We start from the raw sequence: 19,055 nt of genomic DNA, 5'->3' as shown, positions 1-19,055 counted from the left end.
CGACGCGTCTCGCCGGAGCGCGCGACCACCCGAAACGGTTTCACACCGCGTGCGGAACTGGTTGCCATGCACCGGTACGACATCGAGCGATACCTCAACGTGCGCACCGCCGGCGGGGCCGACTTGGGTCCGGACGGCCGCCTCTCCTTTCTCCTGAACACGACGGGAACCGGTCAGGTGTGGTCGATCGAAGGGCCGCTTTCGTGGCCCACACAGCGCACCTTCTTCGAGGAGTCCGTCTCGTTCGTCGACACCTCTCCCGAGCGCGCCGAGGCCGTCTTCGGTATGGACGAGGGCGGAAACGAGCGCACGCAGCTGTACCTCCTCAACTACGAGTCGGGCGAGATCGTCGATCTCACCGACCGTCCGGAGGCGAAACACCGCTGGGGCGGCTGGGACGGTGAGGGAGACCGGTTCGCGTTCGCCTCGAACCGCCGCGACGAGTCCGTCTTCGACGTGTACGTGCAGGATCGCGCGGGAGACTCGATCGAGGGTTCGACGGGAGACGCGAGCGACGCGGCCGATGCGGAACTGGTGTACGAGGGCGATGGCTGGCTCTCGGTTGCCGGGTGGTCGCCGAGCGACGACCGCCTGATCGTCCACGAGGCGCACGCCTCCTTCGACCACGACGTGTACACCCTCGACATCGAGAGCGGCGAGTTGACCCACCACACGCCACACGAGGGCGACGTCCGCTACGGGAGCCCCGAGTGGGGACCCGACGGCGACGCGCTCTACCTCGTCACCGACCGCGACAGCGACACGCTTCGTCTGGAGCGGCTCGACCTCGCGAGCGGCGAGTTCGCAGTCGTCGCCGACGGCGGGGAGTGGAACGTTGACGGCGTCGCGCTCCACGAGGAGTCCCGGCGAGTGGTCTACTCGCGCAACGTCGACGGGTACACGGAACTGACGGTCGGCGAGTTGAGCGCTCCGGACCGGATCGATGAACTGCCCGCGCCCGACCTTCCCGACGGAGTCGCCGGCGGCGTGAGCTTCGGGCCGGACGGCGACCGGTTCGCGGTCACCGCGACTGGGAGCACGCACAACGCGAACGTCCACGTCGTCGAGACGGCGACGGGCGAGTCGGAGCGGTGGACCGCGGCCGCGACCGCGGGTATCCCGCCGGACACGTTCGTCGAGCGCGAACTGGTTCACTACCCCACCTTCGATGCGAGGGACGTCCCCGCGTTCCTCTCGGTGCCCGAGACCGAGCCGCCCGAGGGCGGGTACCCAGTCGTCGTCGACATCCACGGCGGGCCGGAGTCGCAGCGCCGGCCGTCCTTTTCGTCGGTCACGCAGTACCTGTTGAACAGCGGATACGCGGTCTTCGAGCCGAACGTCCGCGGTTCCTCCGGGTACGGAAAGGCCTACGCCGCCCTCGACGACGTCGAAAAGCGGATGGACTCGGTGAAAGACGTTCGAGCCGGCGTCGAGTGGCTCCACGACCACCCCGAGATCGACCCCGACCGCGTCGTCGCCATGGGCGGCTCCTACGGCGGGTTCATGGTGCTTGCGTCGCTGACGGAGTATCCCGATCTGTGGGCCGCTGGCGTCGACGTCGTCGGCATCGCGAACTTCGTGACGTTCCTCGAAAACACCGGCGACTGGCGGCGCTCGCTTCGCGAGGCCGAGTACGGCTCGCTGGAGACCGACCGGGAGTTCCTCGAATCTATCTCGCCGATCAACAACGTCGATCGCATCGCGTCGCCGCTCTGTGTCCTCCACGGTGCGAACGATCCGCGAGTCCCCGTCGACGAGGCCGAACAGATCGTCGAGGAGGCGCGCGAGCGGGGCGTTCCAGTCCGGAAGCTGATCTTCGACGACGAGGGACACGGCTTCTCGAAGTTAGAGAACCGCATCGAGGCGTACCGCGCGATCGTCGAGTTCCTCGACGAACACGTGTAGATGGTAGGGCGTGGACGGACGCGATATGCTGTCGCGGAATCCCCTTCGAGAGCATTCGGTCGCGCTCTGTATTCGGGTCCGCACGGGCCCTATCGAGCATCGCAGTACGATCGAGAGTCCATCCCAGATGCTCGTACGGAGCAGGTCGGCGACGCGACCGAATACCCTCGGTCCGAGAGAACTCTCGCGACGTTCTCGTTGCTCTATCTCCCGCTGTTCGATCTTGTTCAGTAGAGTCTCATTAGCGTGTTTTTCCTACCAATCCACGCCAGTAGCCGTTCCGCTATCCCACGTTATCGCCTGAACGAACTCATTGAGGAACGCGAGTAACAGATGTACTACGCCTACAAGTACCGTCTCAAGCCGTCCGACGCCCATCGAGAGGAGTTGGACCGCCACCGAGACATCTGTAGGCAACTATACAACCACACGCTCTACCGTCTCAACGAGTACCAAGACGAACACGGCGAACTGCCGTCCATGACAACCTTGCGGTCGGAACTCCCCGACCTCAAGGAGTGGTGGGACGACCTCTCCGACGTGTACTCGAAAGTTCTCCAAACCGTCGTGGAACGCCTGTTCGACAACCTCAAAGGCCTCTCCAAACTCAAGGAGAACGGCTACGGCGTCGGTCAACTCAAGTGGAAGCCGCCACGGGAGTTCCGCAGTTTCACGTACAGTCAGTCTGGCTTCAAGCTCGACAAGAAGGGCGGTCAGACTGTGCTGTCACTCTCGAAACTCGGAGACATACCGATTCGGCTCCACCGCGCCATTCCCGACGACGCGAAGCGCAAGCAGGTCACGGTCAAGAAGGAACCGACGGGCGAGTGGTTCGCCACCTTCGGCGTCGAAATGGATCGTGAACCACCCGAACCGCCTGAGAACCCCGAGACGTGCGTCGGTATCGACGTGGGGATTCTCAAGTACGCCCACGACACCGACGGCACGGCTGTCGGGTCGCTCGACCTCTCAGACGAACGCGACCGCTTGGAGCGCGAGCAACGGAAGCTCTCGCGCAAACAGCACGGGTCGAACAACTACGAGAAGCAACGGCGTCAAGTCGCGGAGTGTCACGCCGACCTCCGACGGAAGCGCCGCGACTTCCTCCACAAACTCTCGAACTACTACGCGCGGGAGTACGACCTCGTGGCGGTCGAAAACCTGAACGTGAAGGGGATGATGGAATCGCCGTCGAACAGTCGCAACACGGCGTCGGCGGCGTGGCGAACGTTCCTGTCGTTGCTCGAACACAAGTGTGAGCGAGAAGGGACGCACTTCGTGGCGGTCAACCCGAGAGGGACGACCAAGGAGTGTGCGTCCTGCGGCGTCTCGACGGAGAAGCCGTTGTGGGTCCGTGAACACTCCTGTCCCGCCTGTGGGTTCGAGGCGGACAGGGATGCCAACGCGGCGTGGAACATTCTTTCTCGCGGCCTCGAAGACGTAGGAGTGGGACACTCCGAAGGAACGCCTGTGGAGACTGCGCTCCCTGTGGATACCTCGGTATCTGCAAAGCGCGTCGTGGAAGCAGGAAGCCCTACCCTCAAGAAGCGAACGGCGTCAGCCGTGAGCGAGTAGGGTAGGGTAGTTCACCGAGAAATATCATTCGAGACTAGGCAATCGCGAGTCCTTCGTCCCCATCGGAATCAGAGAGCTGGGTTACGTCTGTGTAGAGTTGAAGTGCGTGTTTCGAGAGACGAATTTCTGTCTCCAGAGTCTCCCACGTTGAGGCAGCATTCCGAATGGTACGCATTTCCTCTGTAGAGAGGTCTTCTTCAACTAGCTTGTTGCGCAGTTCGGAAAGAGTCTCGACCTCGTATTCCTCTCGTAGTGATTCAACCTGAGCGGTGTGCTCAACGAGGGCCGATTCGAGTTCATCGCGAGAATTCTCGCTGATGAGGTCAAGCACTTCCTCGATGAGTATCTGAACCGGGTTTGGCGCGTATTTCGTCTGACCGTCGACCGTATGTTCTTCCGCTTTGTTCTCTGCCATGAGGTTCTCTAGTTCGCTGTCGGCGGTCGCCCACGCGACATCCGCTCTGTCTGCAATGGCAGTAACTGTCTCCGGCTCGCCGAGTGTCTCGACAACTACACGGACTCTTTCACGCCCGCTATACTCCTCTTTCCACGCCTCTTCATTTGGTTCGCCCATTTCTTGTTTGCTCTACGCACAAGAGACACAAATAATTTTGTTCTACTTGAATATGTGAGGGCAGTCGAGTCTCGGTGATACAAAGTAGCAGATTTCAATACTAAAGAGGGTGTCATAGAACGGTTACCACACCAAAGAGCAGGGTGAATGCTGAGGTGGTATGGACTCAGCGACCCTGCAAGATGATCCTTCGGTAGAGACGTTCTTCAATGTCGCGGAGACCGAGACGTTAGCGTTGTTTGAGCATCTCTCCTTCGAGTTTCTCGCCGAGTTCGACGTGTTCGCCCCGGCGCAGACGGGGCGAACACGAGAGCATGAACCACCAGAGTTGATGCGTGGCTTCCTCCACTGCTATTACCGTGATATCTACGGGATTCGTCCTGTTGAGCGGGAGCTTCAGAATACGGTCGTCTGGCTGAGCTGTGGCTTCGATCGACCGCCGTCGAGAGACGCGGTCGATCGCTTTCTCACCGACCTCGAACACGTCGTCGACGAGGTCTTCAACCGACTCGTCGAGCAGGCCGCCCGGCGCGGCCTGCTCGATGTGACCTACTGCATTGATTCAACCGACGTGAGGGCGATGCCCGCCGATCAAGACGCGTCGAAGTGCTACGATCCAACCGACGACGAGTACTACTACGGCTACGGTTGCACGATCGTCTCGACCGGGCAAAAGATCCCGATCGCAGCGGAGTTCACAGAGAGTAAGCAAGCGCCAGAGGAGACGGCGATGCGCGTCACGCGTGACGCGCTCGCCGTCGATACACCGGTGTGGATGGTCGGTGACAGCGCCTACGACACGCTCGACTGGCACGACCACCTGCTGGCCGCAGGGGTCGTGCCAGTCGCTCCGTACAACGCGCGAAACACCGACGAACCGAAAGATATCAAGTACAGGGTCGAAGACCGGATCGAACAACACAGCGAGGACGTTCAGCTGAAGCAGTCCACGTTGGATGAGACGTACAACCGCCGTACTGGAGTCGAACGAACCAACGAATCAGTGAAGGACTGCGGCCTCGGGCGTGCGTTCGCCCGAGGCCGCGTCCACGCACGAGCGCAGGTGTTCCTTGCTCTGTGCCTTCGCCTCGTCGTCGCAATTACCAACTACGAACGCGGAGACAATCCAGGAAGCACGATCATCAAGGTGTGAGAAGAGTTCTATGACACCCTCTACTAAAACCTGGTATCTAGTTGGTCCGCGCAGTCTGCTGATTTTTCTGATTACTACTTAAACAGAATATAAACACCTGTTCTGAGAATCGCCAATTCGGCCACGGTCAGTCGGTTTTCCTATTATGTCTTTGCTCTACCTTGTTCAGTTCGATCAGCAGCCGGAAGATGGCCTTCACGAGGTTGGCGTCGACGTCGAAGCGCTCGGCGTTGTCGCCGGCGCGCTCCATCACGCGCTCTTCTTGGCCCTCGTCGGTTGTCGGGAGATCGCGCTCCGCTTTCACTGCCGCCACGGTGTCGGCGACGTACGTCCGGCGGGCGATCAGTTCGACGATCTCTCGGTCGATGTCCTCGATCTCGTGTCGCAGTTCGTCGAGGCTTCGGTCCTCGGAGTTCGGTGTGTCACTCATTGGTAGGGTCACTCGACGGCCGCGCCGTCGTTTCTCGTTGTCGTTCGTCGCAGCGTTCCGGGGCGGTCGCCCCACGCGTCGGCGACCGCGTCGAGGTCGGCGTCGGGATCAGTCGGGTCCGCGACGGCGACGACGCTCGGTCCGGTCCCCGACAGCGACACGCCGGAGGCGTGCGGCATGGCCTCGACCGCGGGGTCGGCGTCGAACCCGAGCGCGGCCGAGAAGGCGAGCCCGTTGACCGTCATCGCCTCGGCGTATCGTCCGTCGAGCGCGAGGTCGGCGACGAGGTCGGCCATCGGCGCGATCGCCTCGCACCGTCCGACGTCGGCGTCGGCGGTGTACGCGCGTTCGGGCGGGGTCCACACGAGCACGTCCCAATCGACGGGGTCGCGGGACCGGAGTTCGTCGCTTCCGTTGTCGGTGACAGCGATACCGCCGAGCATCGAGGCGGCGGCGTCGTCGAACGCGCCCGTGACCGTAACGCCGGCCTCGCGGGCCGCCCGGACGCCGAGCCGACAGGCCTCGAGGCGCGTGACGTCGACCGACGGATCGTCCGGGTCGTCGCCGATCGTCAGCCCGAGCGCGTCACAGGTCGCGAGCACGGTCGCGTTGGCGGCCGCGCTGGAGCTTTTGAGCCCGGCCGCGAGCGGGACGTCGCTGTCGGTTCGGACGGTGCCCCCCTCGCTGTCGCCCCAGCGGTCGACCGCGAGGGCGACGCAGCGCTCGATCAGCTCGGTGTCGGCGTCGGCGTCCTCGGCGATCATCCCGTCGACGGCGTCGCTGTCGGAGTCGAGCGCGACCGTCGCGCGCGTCTCGACGTCGATGCCGAAGGCCGCGCCGGTGCCGGTCGCGAGCGCGTTCAACACGGTGCCGGCTCCGAGCGCCGCTGCCCGTCCCTCCATGCACTCACGGCTCGCGAGCGCGAACAAAGAGGTAGCGATAACGGCGAGTCTCTCACGGCTCCGTTTCGCGGTGGCGTTGTACTCCCGTCCCTAGCCGGCGCGTCCCGGGTCGCTTTTGAGGCGTGCGCTCGGACCGGTCCGTATGTCAGCGCCTTCGCGAAGCGACGTTCCGCCGACGTCGATCGGGATCGACCTCCGGGAGGAGGGCGTCGTCGTCGAGTACCTCGACGGGCGGACGACCCTCTACCGTGGCGTTCCGGACGCCGTCGAGGGCTCCGTGACGGCCGGCCCCGGCAAGGAGACGCACGTCCTCGTCACCGATCCGACGGAGACCGAGGGCGTGATGACGTACGTCAACGACTACAACACGGACGACGAGATACTGGAGGACTCGGGCGTCGGCCGCGTCATCGTCGAGGAGGGCGAACGCGACGAGGTATTCCCCGGCGTCATCGTCGGTCGAACGGGGCAGCGAAACGAAGTGATCGCCGACCCCGAGATCGCCGGCGGACGCGTGTTCGTCTTCGTCGAAGACGGCTGGACGGAGGGGAGCTACGAGATCGTCGAAGGGCCGGACGACGGGATCGACGCGCATCGGTGATTCGGGATTTTCCGAGTTTTCGGGGTTTTCGAAGTCCGAAAAGCGTCTCGTGAACTTCGGGCGTCGCGGTGACCGACGGAGCCACCGCAGACGGTGAGAACGATCGACAGACGAAAGTCGCGTCGGCGTCGACGGGACGTATGAGCGACGCCGACGAGACGGCGGCGGACACCGACGCGAATGACGGAACCGACCGCGACGAGATCGTCCGAGCGAGCGACATCGGCGGCGAGGGGCCGCCAGTCGACGAGAAGCCGTATAAGATCGTCTTCGAGGCCAACAAGTGCTTCGGGGCGGGCAAGTGCGCGGAGGTCGCGGACAATTGGGTGATGGACATCCAGAGCGGGATGGGCAAGCCGCGATCGTACTATATCGGTGAGGACGAACTCGATGAGAATATCCGCGCCGCGGAGGTGTGTCCGGCGAAAAAAGACCAGGGCGTGATCCACGTCGTCGACCGGCGCACGGACGAGGAAATCGCGCCGGACCCGCACGGCGACGGAACGCTCTCGGTCGACTGGTAGGCCGCGGGTCGGTCAGCGCCCGGCCGCGGAGCCGGCGTCTCGTCTCGGCATTCGAAAGGGGTTTGACCCCGCCGCTTGAACCCGGACCTGCGCGGGGGTGGCTGAGCCTGGCCAAAAGCGGCGGACTTAAGATCCGCTCCTGTAGAGGTTCGAGGGTTCGAATCCCTTCCCCCGCATTGCTGTCGCGAACAATACGTGAGCGACAGTAATCGGAACGAGGAAGGTTTCGAATCAGGGAACGGAGCGAGCGAAGCGAGCGGAGTGAGTGAGGTTCGAATCCCTTCCCCCGCATTGCTGTCGCGAACAATACGTGAGCGACAGTAATCGGAACGAGGAAGGTTTCGAATCAGGGAACGGAGCGAGCGAAGCGAGCGGAGTGAGTGAGGTTCGAATCCCTTCCCCCGCATACCTGCGGCGAGCACTTCGCGAGCGCTGCGGCTCGGTGTGTGATCGGATAGCGACGAGACGAGTCTCGGTAGGGCGAATCCGGAGGTATTTGTCCGCCGATCGCGTCCGGTAGGTCATGCGAACGCTCGTCTTCGACGGCCGAACCGGTGCCGCCGGCGACATGATCTGCGCCGCGCTGATAGCGGCCGGCGCTGACCCGGCCGTGCTGGAGCCCGTGTCCGAGCGGCTACCGGTCCGATACGAGGTGAGCGAGACGACGAGAAACGGCATACGCGCGACCGCCGTCGACGTGCTCCTCGACCGCGAGGGAGACGGAACCGAACCGTCGGACGACGGCGACGGCGGGACCCGCGGACACAGCCACGGACAGGACCGCGAGCACGAGCACACTCACGACCGCGAGCACGAGCACACTCACGACCGCGAGCACAGTCACGATCACGCCGAAGGCGCTGGCGTCACCCGGAGCTACGCCGAGGTCGGCGCGCTCGTCGAGTCGATGGAGCTACCCGAGCCGGTCGAGTCGCTCGCGCTCGACGCCTTCGAGCTGCTCGGCCGCGCCGAGGCGTCGATTCACGGAACGCCCCTCGACGAGACGCACTTCCACGAGGTCGGCGCGGACGACGCGATCGCGGACGTCGTCGGGGCGGCCCTCCTCCTCGACGACCTCGATCCGGACCGCGTCCTCACCACGCCGGTCGCCGTCGGAAGCGGCGAGGTGACGATGGCCCACGGCGCCTATCCGATCCCGGCGCCGGCGACGGCGGAGATCGCGGAGCGAGCCGGGTTCGCGATCCGCGGCGGTCCGGTCGACGCCGAACTGCTGACGCCCACGGGCGCGGCGATCCTCGGTGCGGTCGCCGAGGGCGTGGGCTCGGTCCCGACCCTCGCCGTCGACGCCACCGGATACGGCGCGGGCGACGTGACGTTCCCGGGTCGTCCGAACGTGTTGCGTGTCCTCGTCGGAGACGGGGAGCGAGACACCGCCGGGGGACTCGTCCGCGACGATATCGCGGTCCTTGAGACGAACCTCGACGACGCCACGCCAGAGGTGCTCGGCGGGCTCCACGAGACGCTCTCGCGGGCCGGTGCGAGGGACGTGACGGTCGTTCCGACGACGATGAAGAAGTCGCGTCCCGGTCACCTCGTGAAGGTGATCTGTCCCCCGGACGACGCCGAGGCGGTCGCGGAGGCGCTCGCTCGCGAGACGGGCACGCTCGGCGTCCGGCAGTCGGGAGCGAGCCACCGGTGGATCGCCGAGCGCGCGTTCGAAACGGCGACGATCACCGTCGACGGCACCGACCACGAGGTGTCGGTGAAGGTCGCGTCGACCGACGACGGGGGGGTCTACGACGTCAGCGCCGAGTACGACGACGCGGCCGCGGTCGCCGAGGCGACGGGACTCTCGGTTCGAGACGTGCTCCGACGCGCGGAAGCGCGGGTCCGCGCGGCGATCGACGGCTGACACGACGGGAATCACGGACGAGACCGCCCAGTGCGTTCGGTTCCGTCGACGGCGAGACGACAGGCCTATGACGGCCGCCCGACCAGTGAGACGTAACTCACGTCTCCATGATCGAGCGTATCCACACGTCGGCTGTCGAACCGGACGCGGACGAGGTCGCCATCGCCGGCCACGTCCACGAGATCCGCGATCTGGGCGGCCTCGTCTTCCTCATCGTGCGCGACCGCGAGGGGCTCATCCAGATCGTCTTCAAGGAGGAGCGCGAGCCGGACCTGTTCGAGGCCGTCCAAGACGTCGGCGCCGAAGACGTCGTTCGCGTCGTCGGCGAGCCGCTGGAGAGCGATCAGGCGCCCGGCGGCGTCGAGATCGCGCCGACCGAGTACGAGGTCATAGACGAGGCGGGCTCCCCGCTTCCGCTGGAGATCTCGAAGGACATCGAGGTCGACCTCTCCACGCGGCTCGACAACCGCGCGCTCGACCTCCGGAAACCGGAGACGCTCGCCGTGTTCACGCTGCGCTCGAAGCTTATCACGGCGATGGAGGAGTGGTTCGACGACGAGGGGTTCGTCGACATCAAGACGCCGCTCATCTCGAAGGGCGGAGCAGAGGGAGGCGCGGAGCTGTTCCCCATCCTCTATTACAACCAGGACGCGTTCCTCTCGCAGAGCCCGCAGCTGTACAAGCAGATGCTCATGGCGTCGGGCTACGAGGCCGTCTACGAGACCGGTACCGCGTTCCGCGCCGAGGACTTCGCGACCTCCCGACACGTCTCCGAGATCGCGATGTTCGACGTCGAACTGGCGTACATAGACGACCACGACGACGTGATGGACGTCCAAGAGGAGTCGCTGCGGTACGCGCTCCGCGCGGTCGCCGAGAACGCCGAGCGCGAACTGGGTCTGCTCGACGTCGACCTGCAGGTGCCCGAAGACGACTTCCCACGGATCACCTTCGACGAAGCGCTCGACATCTTGGAGACTGAATACGGTCACTTCCCGGACGATCCCACCGACCTCGACACGAAAGGAGAGAAGCTGCTCGGCGAGCACTTCGAGGAACAGGGACATCCCGCGTTCTTCGTCGTCGGCTACCCCGACGAGAAGTTCTACTACATGCAGGACGTCGACGACGACGACATCGCCTCCCGGAAGTTCGACCTCATTTACAAGGGACAGGAGCTGTCGTCGGGCGGGCAGCGCGAACACGACGTCGAGCGCATGGTCGAGGTCATGGAGGCGGAGGGGGTCGAGACGGCCAACTTCGAGTTCTACATCGAGGCGCTGAGTTACGGCACGCCGCCGCACGGCGGCTACGGTCTCGGTATCGATCGGCTGGTGCAGAAGGTCGCCGACCTCTCGAACATCAAGGAGGCGATCATGTTCCCCCGAGATCCGAACCGGCTGGAGCCCTGAGCGAGGGTCGAGCGCGGCCGTCTGTCGACGCGCGGTTCAGATCTTGTTTTCGGCGTCGTCGGCGAGTTCTTCCATCCGCTTGCCGACGCGACCGGCGGGCGAGAACTCGTCTTCGCTCATCGCGTTCGCGAGGGCGTTGCCGAGCACGAACACGGCGTGTTTGTGTTCGCTCTTGGACTTATGGACGTGCGACGGGTCGACGTCGAGTTCGTCGTACGGATCGAAAAGCGAGCTGTCGACCGTTTCGTGGTCGCGGAAGTGCTCCATGATCGTCACCATCTGTTCGTGGAGTTCGAGCAGCTCGTCTTTGTGCATACCCTCAAATACGGGTCCTTGTCCTTTTAAGCGTTGTTGAGGGGCGTGCGCACGGTTTTCGTCCGTCGCCAGTGCGGCCCCCCGGACATACGCAGTGAAACGCCGCCGTCCCGGTCAGAACACGTACTCGTCTTCGTGGCCCATCATCCCCTCGTCCTCGAAGCCGCCCGACTCTTCGTCGTCTCGCGGGCCGCTCGTCTTGTACGCCTTGATACCCGTCGAAAGCAGCTCCTCGACCGCCTCCTCTCGGTTGAGGAACTCCCCCTGCTCCACCATCTGGGCGATCTGCATTTCCAGATGCTCCGGCACAGTTATCTCCACTCGTGGCATTTTCTGTCCGGGAGTAATGGTAATGGGTATATAAATGTGGCGTCGAAGATACGGATATGAGAAACCAAACACAGAATATTCTAAAATTTCTGTTTGAATATTTCTAACTCAGGTTCGATATTTCAGAACAACCATGCCTGAAGTGATATTTTTGGTCTCCCACGGTGTCGAACGACACCGATAGGTGCGCGCCCCGTTAACCGGGTCGCATGACCGGTACTGCGGCTGACGACGCGACGGATCTCACCGGGCTTTATCGGGAGTACGGCGACGACCGACTCCCACCGGGACAGCGCGAGACCGACCGCTTCCCGGTGCTCTCGAAAGGCGAGACCCCCCCGTGGGACGCGGAGTCGTTCGCCTTCGAGGTGTGGGGTGCCGTCGATGAGCCCCGCTCGTTCTCGCTCGCGGAGTTCCGCGACCTCCCGGCCGTCACCCAGAGACAGGACTTCCACTGCGTCACCGGCTGGAGCAAGTTCGACTGCACGTTCACCGGCGTCGAGTTCGCTGAGATCGCCGAGCGGGCCGGCCTCAACGACGACGTCGAACACGTCATGTTCCACGCGCTCGACGGCTACACGACGAACCTCTCGCTCGACGAGTGCACCGAGCCGGGCGTGCTGTTCGCGCACGGCTACGACGGCGGTGACCTGCCGGCCGACCACGGCGGGCCTATTCGAGTCGTAACTCCCCACAAGTACGCGTACAAGGGCGCGAAGTGGGTGACAGGCGTCGAGTTCCTCACCGAGAAGGCGCTCGGCTACTGGGAGAAACGCGGCTACAGCGACACGGCGAACCCCTGGAACGAAGAGCGGTACGGCTAGCGAACACGCCGCGGTTCGGTCGCTCGTATCTCGGTCGCCGAGCGGAGCGACTCCCCCGATAGTCAGGATAAAGGTTCCTCGGCCCCGACTTCGGCGCAATGGAACAGGCGCGTTCGACGACGTCGCCGTCGCTCGTCAGCCGCACGACCGAGATCGACGCGCCGGCCTTCGCGGCGGCGTTCGACGCGCTTCCGGCCCCGCGGACGACGTGGAACGCGCCGGACGACGCGCTGGTGCTCGGCAGCGGAACGGCCGCGACGCTGACCGGAAGCGGTGTCGACCGGTTCGCCGAGATCCGCACCGCCGCCACCGACCTGTTCGACTCCGGAGACGTGCACGCCGGTACCGAGGCCGCCCGTCCCCGCGTGTTCGGCGGTTTCGCGTTCCACGACGGAAGCTGTGACGGCGACCCGTGGGAGCCGTTTCCGGAGGCTCGGTTCGTGCTCCCGCGCGTGCAGGTGACGTTCGCTGACAACGGCGTCTGGCTGACGGTGAACGCGACCGGATCGGACGCGTCCGTGCCCGACGTCGAATCCCGCCTCGAATCCGAGGTCGCTCGTCTTTCTGGCCTCGATACGACCGCGGAGCGGCCCCCGCGTCCCGGGATATCGACGAGCCACCGCACCACGAGCCGCGAGGCGTGGCGTACGGGCGTCGAAGCCGCGGTCGACCGCATCCGCGGCGGCGACTTACGGAAGGTCGTGCTCGCGCAGGCGCTGGAGGCGGAGCTGTCTGCCCCGTTCCCGCGCGCGGCGACGCTGGATCGACTCGCCGAGAAGTACCCGGACTGTCACCGGTACTACTTCGAGCCCGACGGTGACAGCCGGGGGAGCGCCTTCTTCGGCGCGACCCCCGAGCGGTTGGTCGCGCTGCGTGGCCGGACGGTGGAGACGGACGCGCTCGCCGGCACCACCGGCCGCGGCGAGACCCCCGAAGAGGACGAGTGGCTCGCGCGAGAGCTACTCGCTGACACCAAGAACGTCCACGAACACGAGCTGGTCGCGGAGACGGTCCGCGAGCAGCTGGAACCGTTCGCGGCCTCGATCTCGGCCGGAGATCGACGCGTCCGACGGCTCGCTACGGTCCAACACCTGCACACTCCGATCACTGCGAAGCTCGGCGACGACCGCCACGTCCTCGAACTGGTCGAAGCGCTGCATCCGACGCCCGCAGTCGGCGGGCTCCCCCCGGATCGAGCGCTCGACACCATCCGCGAGACGGAGCCGTTCGACCGCGGGTGGTACGCCGCGCCGGTCGGCTGGATCGACGCCGCCGGCAACGGCGCGTTCGCGGTCGCGATACGGTCGGCGGTCGCGCGTCCCCGCCGCGCGACGCTGTTCGCCGGCGTCGGGATCGTCTCCGACTCCGACCCCGACCGCGAGTGGGACGAGGTCCAGCTCAAGTACCGTCCCATCCTCGACGAGCTGGAGGACGGAGTCGATGGGTCCGGCGGAGGGACGGGACGCGAGCGCGACGACTAGGTCGCGTCCGTCACTGAAACATCTTCAGCGGCTCCGCCTGCGAACTCTCCTCGTTCGCCTGTCGCATCTGCTCTGCGAGCTGCTGTTTCGCGTCGCGGATCTCGGTCGCCTGATCGACGAGGCCGTCGGTCGGCGTCTCGGTCCCGGCGATCGGGTCGATGCCGTCCCGAATGAGGACCCGAGCGGCCTCCGGGTCCGGGAACTGCGGGTCGGATTCGACGATGAGCCCGACGGCGTCGCGGCCGCGCTCCAGCGACGCCGCGAGCATCGCGCCGGTCGGCCCGGAGACGAGTCCCGACTCCGGGGGGTCGTCGACCGTCGCACGCGACAGCGCGTCGCCGCCGTCGCCGGTCGCGATCCCGTACAGCGCCGGTGGCTCTTCTCCCTTCTCGCGCCCGAGCCCCGAGAGGAACACCGGAAACGCCTCCGTCTCGTCGAACCAGCCGTCGAGGCAGTTCGCGACCTCGGTGGCCGCGTTCGGGTGGACCGGAACGTCGCTGCGGAGCGCGATGAGGTCGCGCTCCGGGTCGGCGTACAGCCGCACCGGCGTCGTCACCGCCGGGTCCGACTCGCGGTACACCGCCACCCGCGGCAGGCCGTCGCAGTGGACGTTGGCGTAGTGGACCATCTCGTGTGCCTCGATCATGTGATCGGTCGCGATCTTTCCGACGAGCCCCACGCCGGGGAACCCCTCCACGAGAGTCGGTTCGGACAGCGATACCTCGTCGTCGAGAACGGAGATGCGCGCCATGTGCGGCGGTACGTCGCCGACCGACCTAAAGGTGGGGCGGGATGCTGAGGTTCGGACGCGTTTCCCGTCACGCCGGAGGTCGCTCCGCCGAACGCACGTCGGCCCGTCCCGAAACCGACTAACGCCCCGGTGAGAAACACGGACCATGAATCCGCTCGACCGGTACGAGTCGCTCGTCGACGACGTCGACGCGTTCCGTGCGGCGTGTGACCGCCCGCTGCCGTCGGTCGTGCGCGCGAACGGGATCGCCGCCTCGCCGGCGCGCGTCAGCGAGGCGTTCGAGGAGGAGGGGGTGGCCTACGAGCCGGTCGACTGGCACGACGGGCTCTTTCGGCTCCCCGACGGGAACCCCGGCGGGAACTGGCCGTACGTCCACGGCTGGACCCACGGACAGGAGGAGGTCTCCGTGCTCCCGGGGCTCGCGCTCGATCCGCAACCCGGAGAGCGCGTCTGGGACGCCTGTGCGGCCCCGGGAAGCAAGACGACCCAGATCGCCGACGCCATGAACGACGAGGGGACCGTCGTCGCCAACGACAACAGCCTCGGGCGGATCTCGGCGCTGCGGCACAACGCCGAGCGTCTCGGCGTGACGAACGCGGTCGTCACGAATCAGGACGCGCGGAACTACTCTCTGAAGCCGCTCGCGTTCGACGCGTTCGACCGCGCGCTGGTCGACGCGCCCTGCTCGTGTGAGGGCACCTGCCGGAAGAACCCGGACGTGCTCGACCAGTGGACGCTGGACCACGTCCACGGCGTCGCCGGGGTGCAAAAGGGAATCCTCGCGCGCGCCGTGCAGGCGACCCGTCCGGGCGGCACCGTCGTCTACTCGACGTGCACGTTCGCGCCCGAGGAGAACGAGGCCGTCCTCGACCACGTCCTCGCGAACGAGGCGTGTGAGATAGTCGAGTTCGACCTCCCGCTCGAAACCGATCCGGGCGTCACCGAGTGGGAGGGCGAGACCTACGACGAGTCCGTGACCCGCGCGAAGCGGATCTACCCGCACCGAAACGACACGGGCGGGTTCTTCTGTGCGAAGCTTCGGGTCGACGGAGGAGATCCCGACGGTGACGGCCGCGACGAGCCGGTCGACGAGACGGAGGTGGCGGCGTGAGCGACCGCAGCGACGGCGACGAGCCGGTCGACCCGACCAACGACGGCCAGCGGTTCGACCGGCTCCCCGAGACGCCGGCGGACCGGGTGGTCGAGGGGCGCGCGAGCCGTGCCGAGGTGCTCGACTGGTGGCGAGAGCGGTTCGGGATCGGACCTGACGTCTTCGAGGGGTACAGCTTCTGGGAGAAGGGGGCCGGGAAGATATGGATATTCAACGGGGAGGCGACCGATCCCAGCGAGGTGGAGGCGGTCGGAATGACGTTCCTCCGGACGCGACAGGAGCACTGGAAACCCACCGGCCGGGCGGTGTCGCGGTTCGGCGCACACGCGACGCGAAACGTGATCGAACTGGACCCCGAACGGGCCGCCCGGTTCGCGGCCGGCGAGGATCAGGACCTCCCCGAGTGGGACGGCGACTGGGGATACCTGATCGCGACCCGCGAGATCGCCGGCGAACGGGTCCCGATCGGCGTCGGGCTCTACCTCTACGACGAGCTTCGCTCCGTCGTGCCGAAGGGGAGCCGGGCTGACCTGCCGGTCGTCGAGTGACGCTCGACGCGGAAGCGGTCACTCGCTCGGCTCGACCGTCAGCCGTAGCGCCGCCGGTGCGCCGGCCGCGAGCGCAGCGACGAGGTCGCGGTCGAGGTCGCCGGCCGCGGCGTCACCCTCGACGAACATCGTCCGCTCGTCGTCGGTGTACGCGCTCGTCCGGCCGACCATCGAGCGGTCGTCGAGGAGGGTCAACTCGGGGTCGCCGCGGCCGACGATAGTTTCCGAGTGGACGGTCTCGTCGAGTTCGACCGTCTCGCTGTCGGGCGATCCCACCGCGATCTCTGCCGTGATCGTCGCGTCCGCGTCTCGGCACGCCTCCCGGAACTCGGCCGAGAAGTCTCGCGGGGCGCGGTCGGCCGCGACGCCGACGATGCAGTCGCCCGCGGGCGTGAGCCAGTCGTCGGTGGTGAACTCGACCGTGCTCGCGTGCTCGGCCGTGACGTGTTCGTGACCGGTCGCGCGGACGACCTCGACGTGTGGGGGTTCGGCGTCGGTCATTGACGGCGAGTCGGCGATGCGACGACAAGTGGCTACCGTCTCGGGTCGGGAGTCGTTCGGGTCAGACGTCCGCGCCCTCGGCGAGCGCGGGCACCAGCCGTACCGGGTTCTTCGCGAACACCCGGCGCATCAGGTCCTCGGAGACGTCGAGCGTGAGCACCTCCATCACGCCGACGTTCGGGTGCGCGTCGGGCGCGCCGGAGCCGAACAGCACGCGGTCGGGGTGCTCCAAGATGCCGCGTTCGAGCACCTCGCGGTAGCGCACGGCGGTCGTGTCGACGTACAGTCGGTCGTGCTCGTCGAGGAGGTCGAGCGTCTCGCCCATCAGGTCCGCGTCGAGCGGGTGGCCGCCGAAGCTCCCGAGCACCACGGGGAGGTCGTAGCCGAGCAGCTCCGTCTCGACCGCCGCCGGCGGGAACCGCTTCCCGGCGTGGACGATGAGCGGAAGGTCCGCCTCCTCCAGCCGCGTCAACACGTCCTCGTTCGGGAGCCCGTCGACGGACGGCGCGAGCGTGAACCCGTGGAATCGGTCGTCGTAGGAGTATTGCTCGACGTCGTCCGGGCGAGCGTGGTGGTCCTCGCGCTCCGCGCGGAGGTTGCGAACGACGGACATCGGGCCGGTCCCGGCGTCCCGCGGACCGTTGAGGCGAGCGAACGCGACGAAGGGGCGATCGATGGAGAGGCGCGCGACGGCGTTGTTCGCCCGGAGGTAGCTCCGACCGGGTGCGCGCTGGCCGGGGCTCGCGACGGCGCGGACGATCCCGGCCTGAAGCATCTCCCGCTCCAGCCGCTCCGGCGAGATGTCCCGTCCGTGGGTCGCGACAGACGACTCGTCGGGATCGAGCGTCGCCCGGGTGTCGACGATCCGGAAGTCGTGTTCGAGCCCCAGCATGACCGGTGTCTACCGACCCCTCTCTCCGGTACCGGATGTGTCTATCGATCGCACGGAGGGCGCACCCGACGCCTCGGGCCTCCGGGGCGGGTCACGGCCCCGCCGTCGAGACGATCTTGATCACGTCTCCCTCCGACAGCTCTCGGTCCTCTCCGATCCGCCGAGAGGAGCGCGCGTCGACCGCGTGGAGGTACCCCTCGCCGATGTCGGTGTGGACGGCGTACGCCAGGTCTCGCGGCGTCGAGCCGGCGGGCAAAAGGAACGCGTCGGGGAGGACGTTCCCGGTGCCGTCCGTCCACTTCGAGGCGTCCTGCACCGGGTACACCGTGATCCGATCGAGGAGGCCGTAGACGGCCGAGTTCAGCGCCCTCTGCACGCCCGTCCCGCCGTGAGCGGCCATCGCGTCGGCGATCGCGTCGAGTCCCGCCCGCTGGCTCTCGGAGACGTCGCCGACGGTCTCGAACGTCTCGTCGCCCGGATCGTAGTCGACAACGCCGGCCTCGGCGGCGCGGCGAAGGGCGCGCTCGCCGTCCGCGGTCGCGGGGATCACCGGCTTGTCGGTCCCGTCGCGGATGCGGTCGATCGCGCCCGCCGGCGCGGCGTCGACCTTGTTTGCGACGACGACGATCGGCTTGGTCCGGCGGCGGACCGCCCGCGCCAGCGTCTCTCGGTCGCCGTCGGTCCACGCCTTCGGGTCGCCGGGGTAGTCCAGTCCGCGGAGCACCGCCGTCACGTCGTGTTCGCTCGCGCCGAACCCCGTGAGCATCTCCGTGAGCGCCGCTTCCAGGTCGAACTCGGGCGAGCGCGACTTGCGCTCGACGCTCTCCCAGTTGCGGTCGACGATCCCCGTGAGCCACAGGTCCATCTCCTCTTCGATGAAGTCGACGTCGTCGAGCGGGTCGCGGCTCCCGGGCTCGACCGGCTCGCCCTCGGCGTTCGTCGCCCCGGAGGCGTCGACGACGTTCACCACCACGTCCGCGTTCGTCAGCTCGTCGAGGAACTGATTTCCGAGGCCCTTTCCCTCGTGCGCGCCCGGGACGAGCCCGGCCACGTCGAGGAGTTCGATCGGGACGTACCGTTTGCCGCCGCGACAGCGCTCGTTGCCGCAGCGCTCATCGCGGTCGAGACAGGGACACTCGGTCCGGACGTGAGTCACTCCGCGGTTGGCGTCGATCGTCGTGAACGGGTAGTTCGCGACGTCGGCGTCGGCCATCGTCGCGGCGGTGTAGAAGGTGGACTTGCCGGCGTTCGGCTTCCCCGCCAGCGCGACCGTGATCATACCCGAGGCTCGCGGGCCCGCGAAAAGCGCCTTTCGGTCGTCGCCCGTCTGCGCGCGTCACCTCCGTCATGCCT

Annotated in this window: 20 protein-coding genes and 1 tRNA gene; 12 read left to right on the top strand and 9 right to left on the bottom strand. The window is 66.4% G+C overall.

Going from position 1 to position 19,055, the window contains the following annotated elements; translation table 11 throughout:
• Positions 1 to 66 precede the first annotated feature (66 nt).
• Positions 67 to 1,905, top strand: a complete 1,839-nt coding sequence (locus ACZ45C_RS09540; RefSeq protein WP_460558820.1) for a S9 family peptidase — start codon at positions 67 to 69, stop codon at positions 1,903 to 1,905.
• A 333-nt stretch (positions 1,906 to 2,238) separates the two neighbouring features.
• Positions 2,239 to 3,480 (top strand): RNA-guided endonuclease InsQ/TnpB family protein, encoded by a 1,242-nt coding sequence (locus ACZ45C_RS09535; RefSeq protein ID WP_460558818.1) that lies wholly within the window; start codon positions 2,239 to 2,241, stop codon positions 3,478 to 3,480.
• Between the two features lie 34 nt (positions 3,481 to 3,514).
• Here ACZ45C_RS09535 and ACZ45C_RS09530 read toward each other — a convergent pair whose 3' ends face one another.
• The gene (locus tag ACZ45C_RS09530; protein ID WP_460558816.1) at positions 3,515 to 4,054 is read right to left on the bottom strand and encodes a DUF7342 family protein; all 540 of its coding nucleotides are present in this window, start codon (positions 4,052 to 4,054) and stop codon (positions 3,515 to 3,517) included.
• A gap of 160 nt (positions 4,055 to 4,214) precedes the next feature.
• Between ACZ45C_RS09530 and ACZ45C_RS09525 the strand changes: the two genes are divergently transcribed.
• A complete protein-coding gene (locus ACZ45C_RS09525) occupies positions 4,215 to 5,207 on the top strand; it encodes a transposase (RefSeq protein ID WP_460558814.1) in 993 nt (330 codons plus the stop codon).
• Between the two features lie 127 nt (positions 5,208 to 5,334).
• On the opposite strand, the gene ACZ45C_RS09520 is transcribed toward ACZ45C_RS09525, so the two are convergent.
• Together ACZ45C_RS09520 and ACZ45C_RS09515 are read right to left on the bottom strand one after the other, a co-directional pair.
• Positions 5,335 to 5,637, bottom strand: a complete 303-nt coding sequence (locus tag ACZ45C_RS09520) for a chorismate mutase (protein WP_460558812.1) — start codon at positions 5,635 to 5,637, stop codon at positions 5,335 to 5,337.
• Positions 5,638 to 5,645: 8 nt separating this feature from the next.
• A complete protein-coding gene (locus tag ACZ45C_RS09515; protein ID WP_460558810.1) occupies positions 5,646 to 6,539 on the bottom strand; it encodes a shikimate kinase in 894 nt (297 codons plus the stop codon).
• A gap of 142 nt (positions 6,540 to 6,681) precedes the next feature.
• Here ACZ45C_RS09515 and ACZ45C_RS09510 point away from each other — a divergent pair, with 142 nt between their 5' ends.
• From ACZ45C_RS09510 to aspS, 5 genes are all read left to right on the top strand, one after another.
• Positions 6,682 to 7,140: a DUF5796 family protein gene (locus ACZ45C_RS09510; RefSeq protein ID WP_460558807.1), complete on the top strand. Its 459-nt coding sequence runs from the start codon at positions 6,682 to 6,684 to the stop codon at positions 7,138 to 7,140.
• 140 nt (positions 7,141 to 7,280) lie between these two features.
• On the top strand, positions 7,281 to 7,664 hold the full coding sequence (locus ACZ45C_RS09505; RefSeq protein ID WP_460558805.1) for a ferredoxin: 384 nt from the start codon (positions 7,281 to 7,283) through the stop codon (positions 7,662 to 7,664).
• Positions 7,665 to 7,755: 91 nt separating this feature from the next.
• Positions 7,756 to 7,840, top strand: a tRNA-Leu gene (locus ACZ45C_RS09500).
• A gap of 347 nt (positions 7,841 to 8,187) precedes the next feature.
• Positions 8,188 to 9,537 (top strand): nickel pincer cofactor biosynthesis protein LarC, encoded by a 1,350-nt coding sequence (gene larC, locus ACZ45C_RS09495; RefSeq protein ID WP_460558803.1) that lies wholly within the window; start codon positions 8,188 to 8,190, stop codon positions 9,535 to 9,537.
• Positions 9,538 to 9,644: 107 nt separating this feature from the next.
• Positions 9,645 to 10,949 carry an aspartate--tRNA(Asn) ligase gene (aspS, locus tag ACZ45C_RS09490; RefSeq protein WP_460558801.1) on the top strand — a complete coding sequence of 435 codons (1,305 nt, stop codon included), beginning with the start codon at positions 9,645 to 9,647 and terminating at the stop codon, positions 10,947 to 10,949.
• 36 nt (positions 10,950 to 10,985) lie between these two features.
• On the opposite strand, the gene ACZ45C_RS09485 is transcribed toward aspS, so the two are convergent.
• Both ACZ45C_RS09485 and ACZ45C_RS09480 read right to left on the bottom strand, forming a co-directional pair.
• Positions 10,986 to 11,264 carry a UPF0058 family protein gene (locus tag ACZ45C_RS09485; protein ID WP_460558799.1) on the bottom strand — a complete coding sequence of 93 codons (279 nt, stop codon included), beginning with the start codon at positions 11,262 to 11,264 and terminating at the stop codon, positions 10,986 to 10,988.
• 114 nt (positions 11,265 to 11,378) lie between these two features.
• Entirely contained in the window at positions 11,379 to 11,594 is a 216-nt protein-coding gene (locus ACZ45C_RS09480; protein WP_460558797.1) for a DUF7120 family protein, read from the bottom strand.
• Positions 11,595 to 11,803: 209 nt separating this feature from the next.
• On the opposite strand from ACZ45C_RS09480, the gene ACZ45C_RS09475 reads away from it, so the two are divergent.
• Both ACZ45C_RS09475 and ACZ45C_RS09470 read left to right on the top strand, forming a co-directional pair.
• Positions 11,804 to 12,418 carry a sulfite oxidase-like oxidoreductase gene (locus ACZ45C_RS09475; RefSeq protein ID WP_460558795.1) on the top strand — a complete coding sequence of 205 codons (615 nt, stop codon included), beginning with the start codon at positions 11,804 to 11,806 and terminating at the stop codon, positions 12,416 to 12,418.
• A gap of 98 nt (positions 12,419 to 12,516) precedes the next feature.
• The gene (locus ACZ45C_RS09470) at positions 12,517 to 13,899 is read left to right on the top strand and encodes an isochorismate synthase (protein WP_460558793.1); all 1,383 of its coding nucleotides are present in this window, start codon (positions 12,517 to 12,519) and stop codon (positions 13,897 to 13,899) included.
• A 10-nt stretch (positions 13,900 to 13,909) separates the two neighbouring features.
• On the opposite strand, the gene ACZ45C_RS09465 is transcribed toward ACZ45C_RS09470, so the two are convergent.
• The gene (locus ACZ45C_RS09465) at positions 13,910 to 14,650 is read right to left on the bottom strand and encodes a proteasome assembly chaperone family protein (protein ID WP_460558791.1); all 741 of its coding nucleotides are present in this window, start codon (positions 14,648 to 14,650) and stop codon (positions 13,910 to 13,912) included.
• Positions 14,651 to 14,795: 145 nt separating this feature from the next.
• Between ACZ45C_RS09465 and ACZ45C_RS09460 the strand changes: the two genes are divergently transcribed.
• Positions 14,796 to 15,761 (top strand): RsmB/NOP family class I SAM-dependent RNA methyltransferase, encoded by a 966-nt coding sequence (locus ACZ45C_RS09460; protein ID WP_460558789.1) that lies wholly within the window; start codon positions 14,796 to 14,798, stop codon positions 15,759 to 15,761.
• Complete coding sequence (locus ACZ45C_RS09455) at positions 15,758 to 16,309, top strand: DUF7122 family protein (RefSeq protein ID WP_460558787.1); 552 nt, start codon at positions 15,758 to 15,760, stop codon at positions 16,307 to 16,309. Before ACZ45C_RS09460 ends, ACZ45C_RS09455 begins: the two co-directional genes overlap by 4 nt.
• A gap of 18 nt (positions 16,310 to 16,327) precedes the next feature.
• Here ACZ45C_RS09455 and ACZ45C_RS09450 read toward each other — a convergent pair whose 3' ends face one another.
• The 3 genes from ACZ45C_RS09450 to ACZ45C_RS09440 form a co-directional block, all read right to left on the bottom strand.
• Positions 16,328 to 16,810 (bottom strand): DUF371 domain-containing protein, encoded by a 483-nt coding sequence (locus ACZ45C_RS09450; protein WP_460558785.1) that lies wholly within the window; start codon positions 16,808 to 16,810, stop codon positions 16,328 to 16,330.
• Positions 16,811 to 16,871: 61 nt separating this feature from the next.
• The gene (locus tag ACZ45C_RS09445) at positions 16,872 to 17,702 is read right to left on the bottom strand and encodes an amidohydrolase family protein (protein WP_460558783.1); all 831 of its coding nucleotides are present in this window, start codon (positions 17,700 to 17,702) and stop codon (positions 16,872 to 16,874) included.
• A gap of 91 nt (positions 17,703 to 17,793) precedes the next feature.
• Positions 17,794 to 18,981, bottom strand: coding sequence for a redox-regulated ATPase YchF (locus ACZ45C_RS09440; RefSeq protein ID WP_460558781.1), 1,188 nt, complete (start codon positions 18,979 to 18,981; stop codon positions 17,794 to 17,796).
• Positions 18,982 to 19,055 lie beyond the last annotated feature (74 nt).

It is taken from the genome of Halorubrum pallidum, assembly GCF_055380345.1.
Note: the sequence above shows the minus strand (reverse complement) of the source record. Positions and strands in the feature narration are given on the sequence as shown.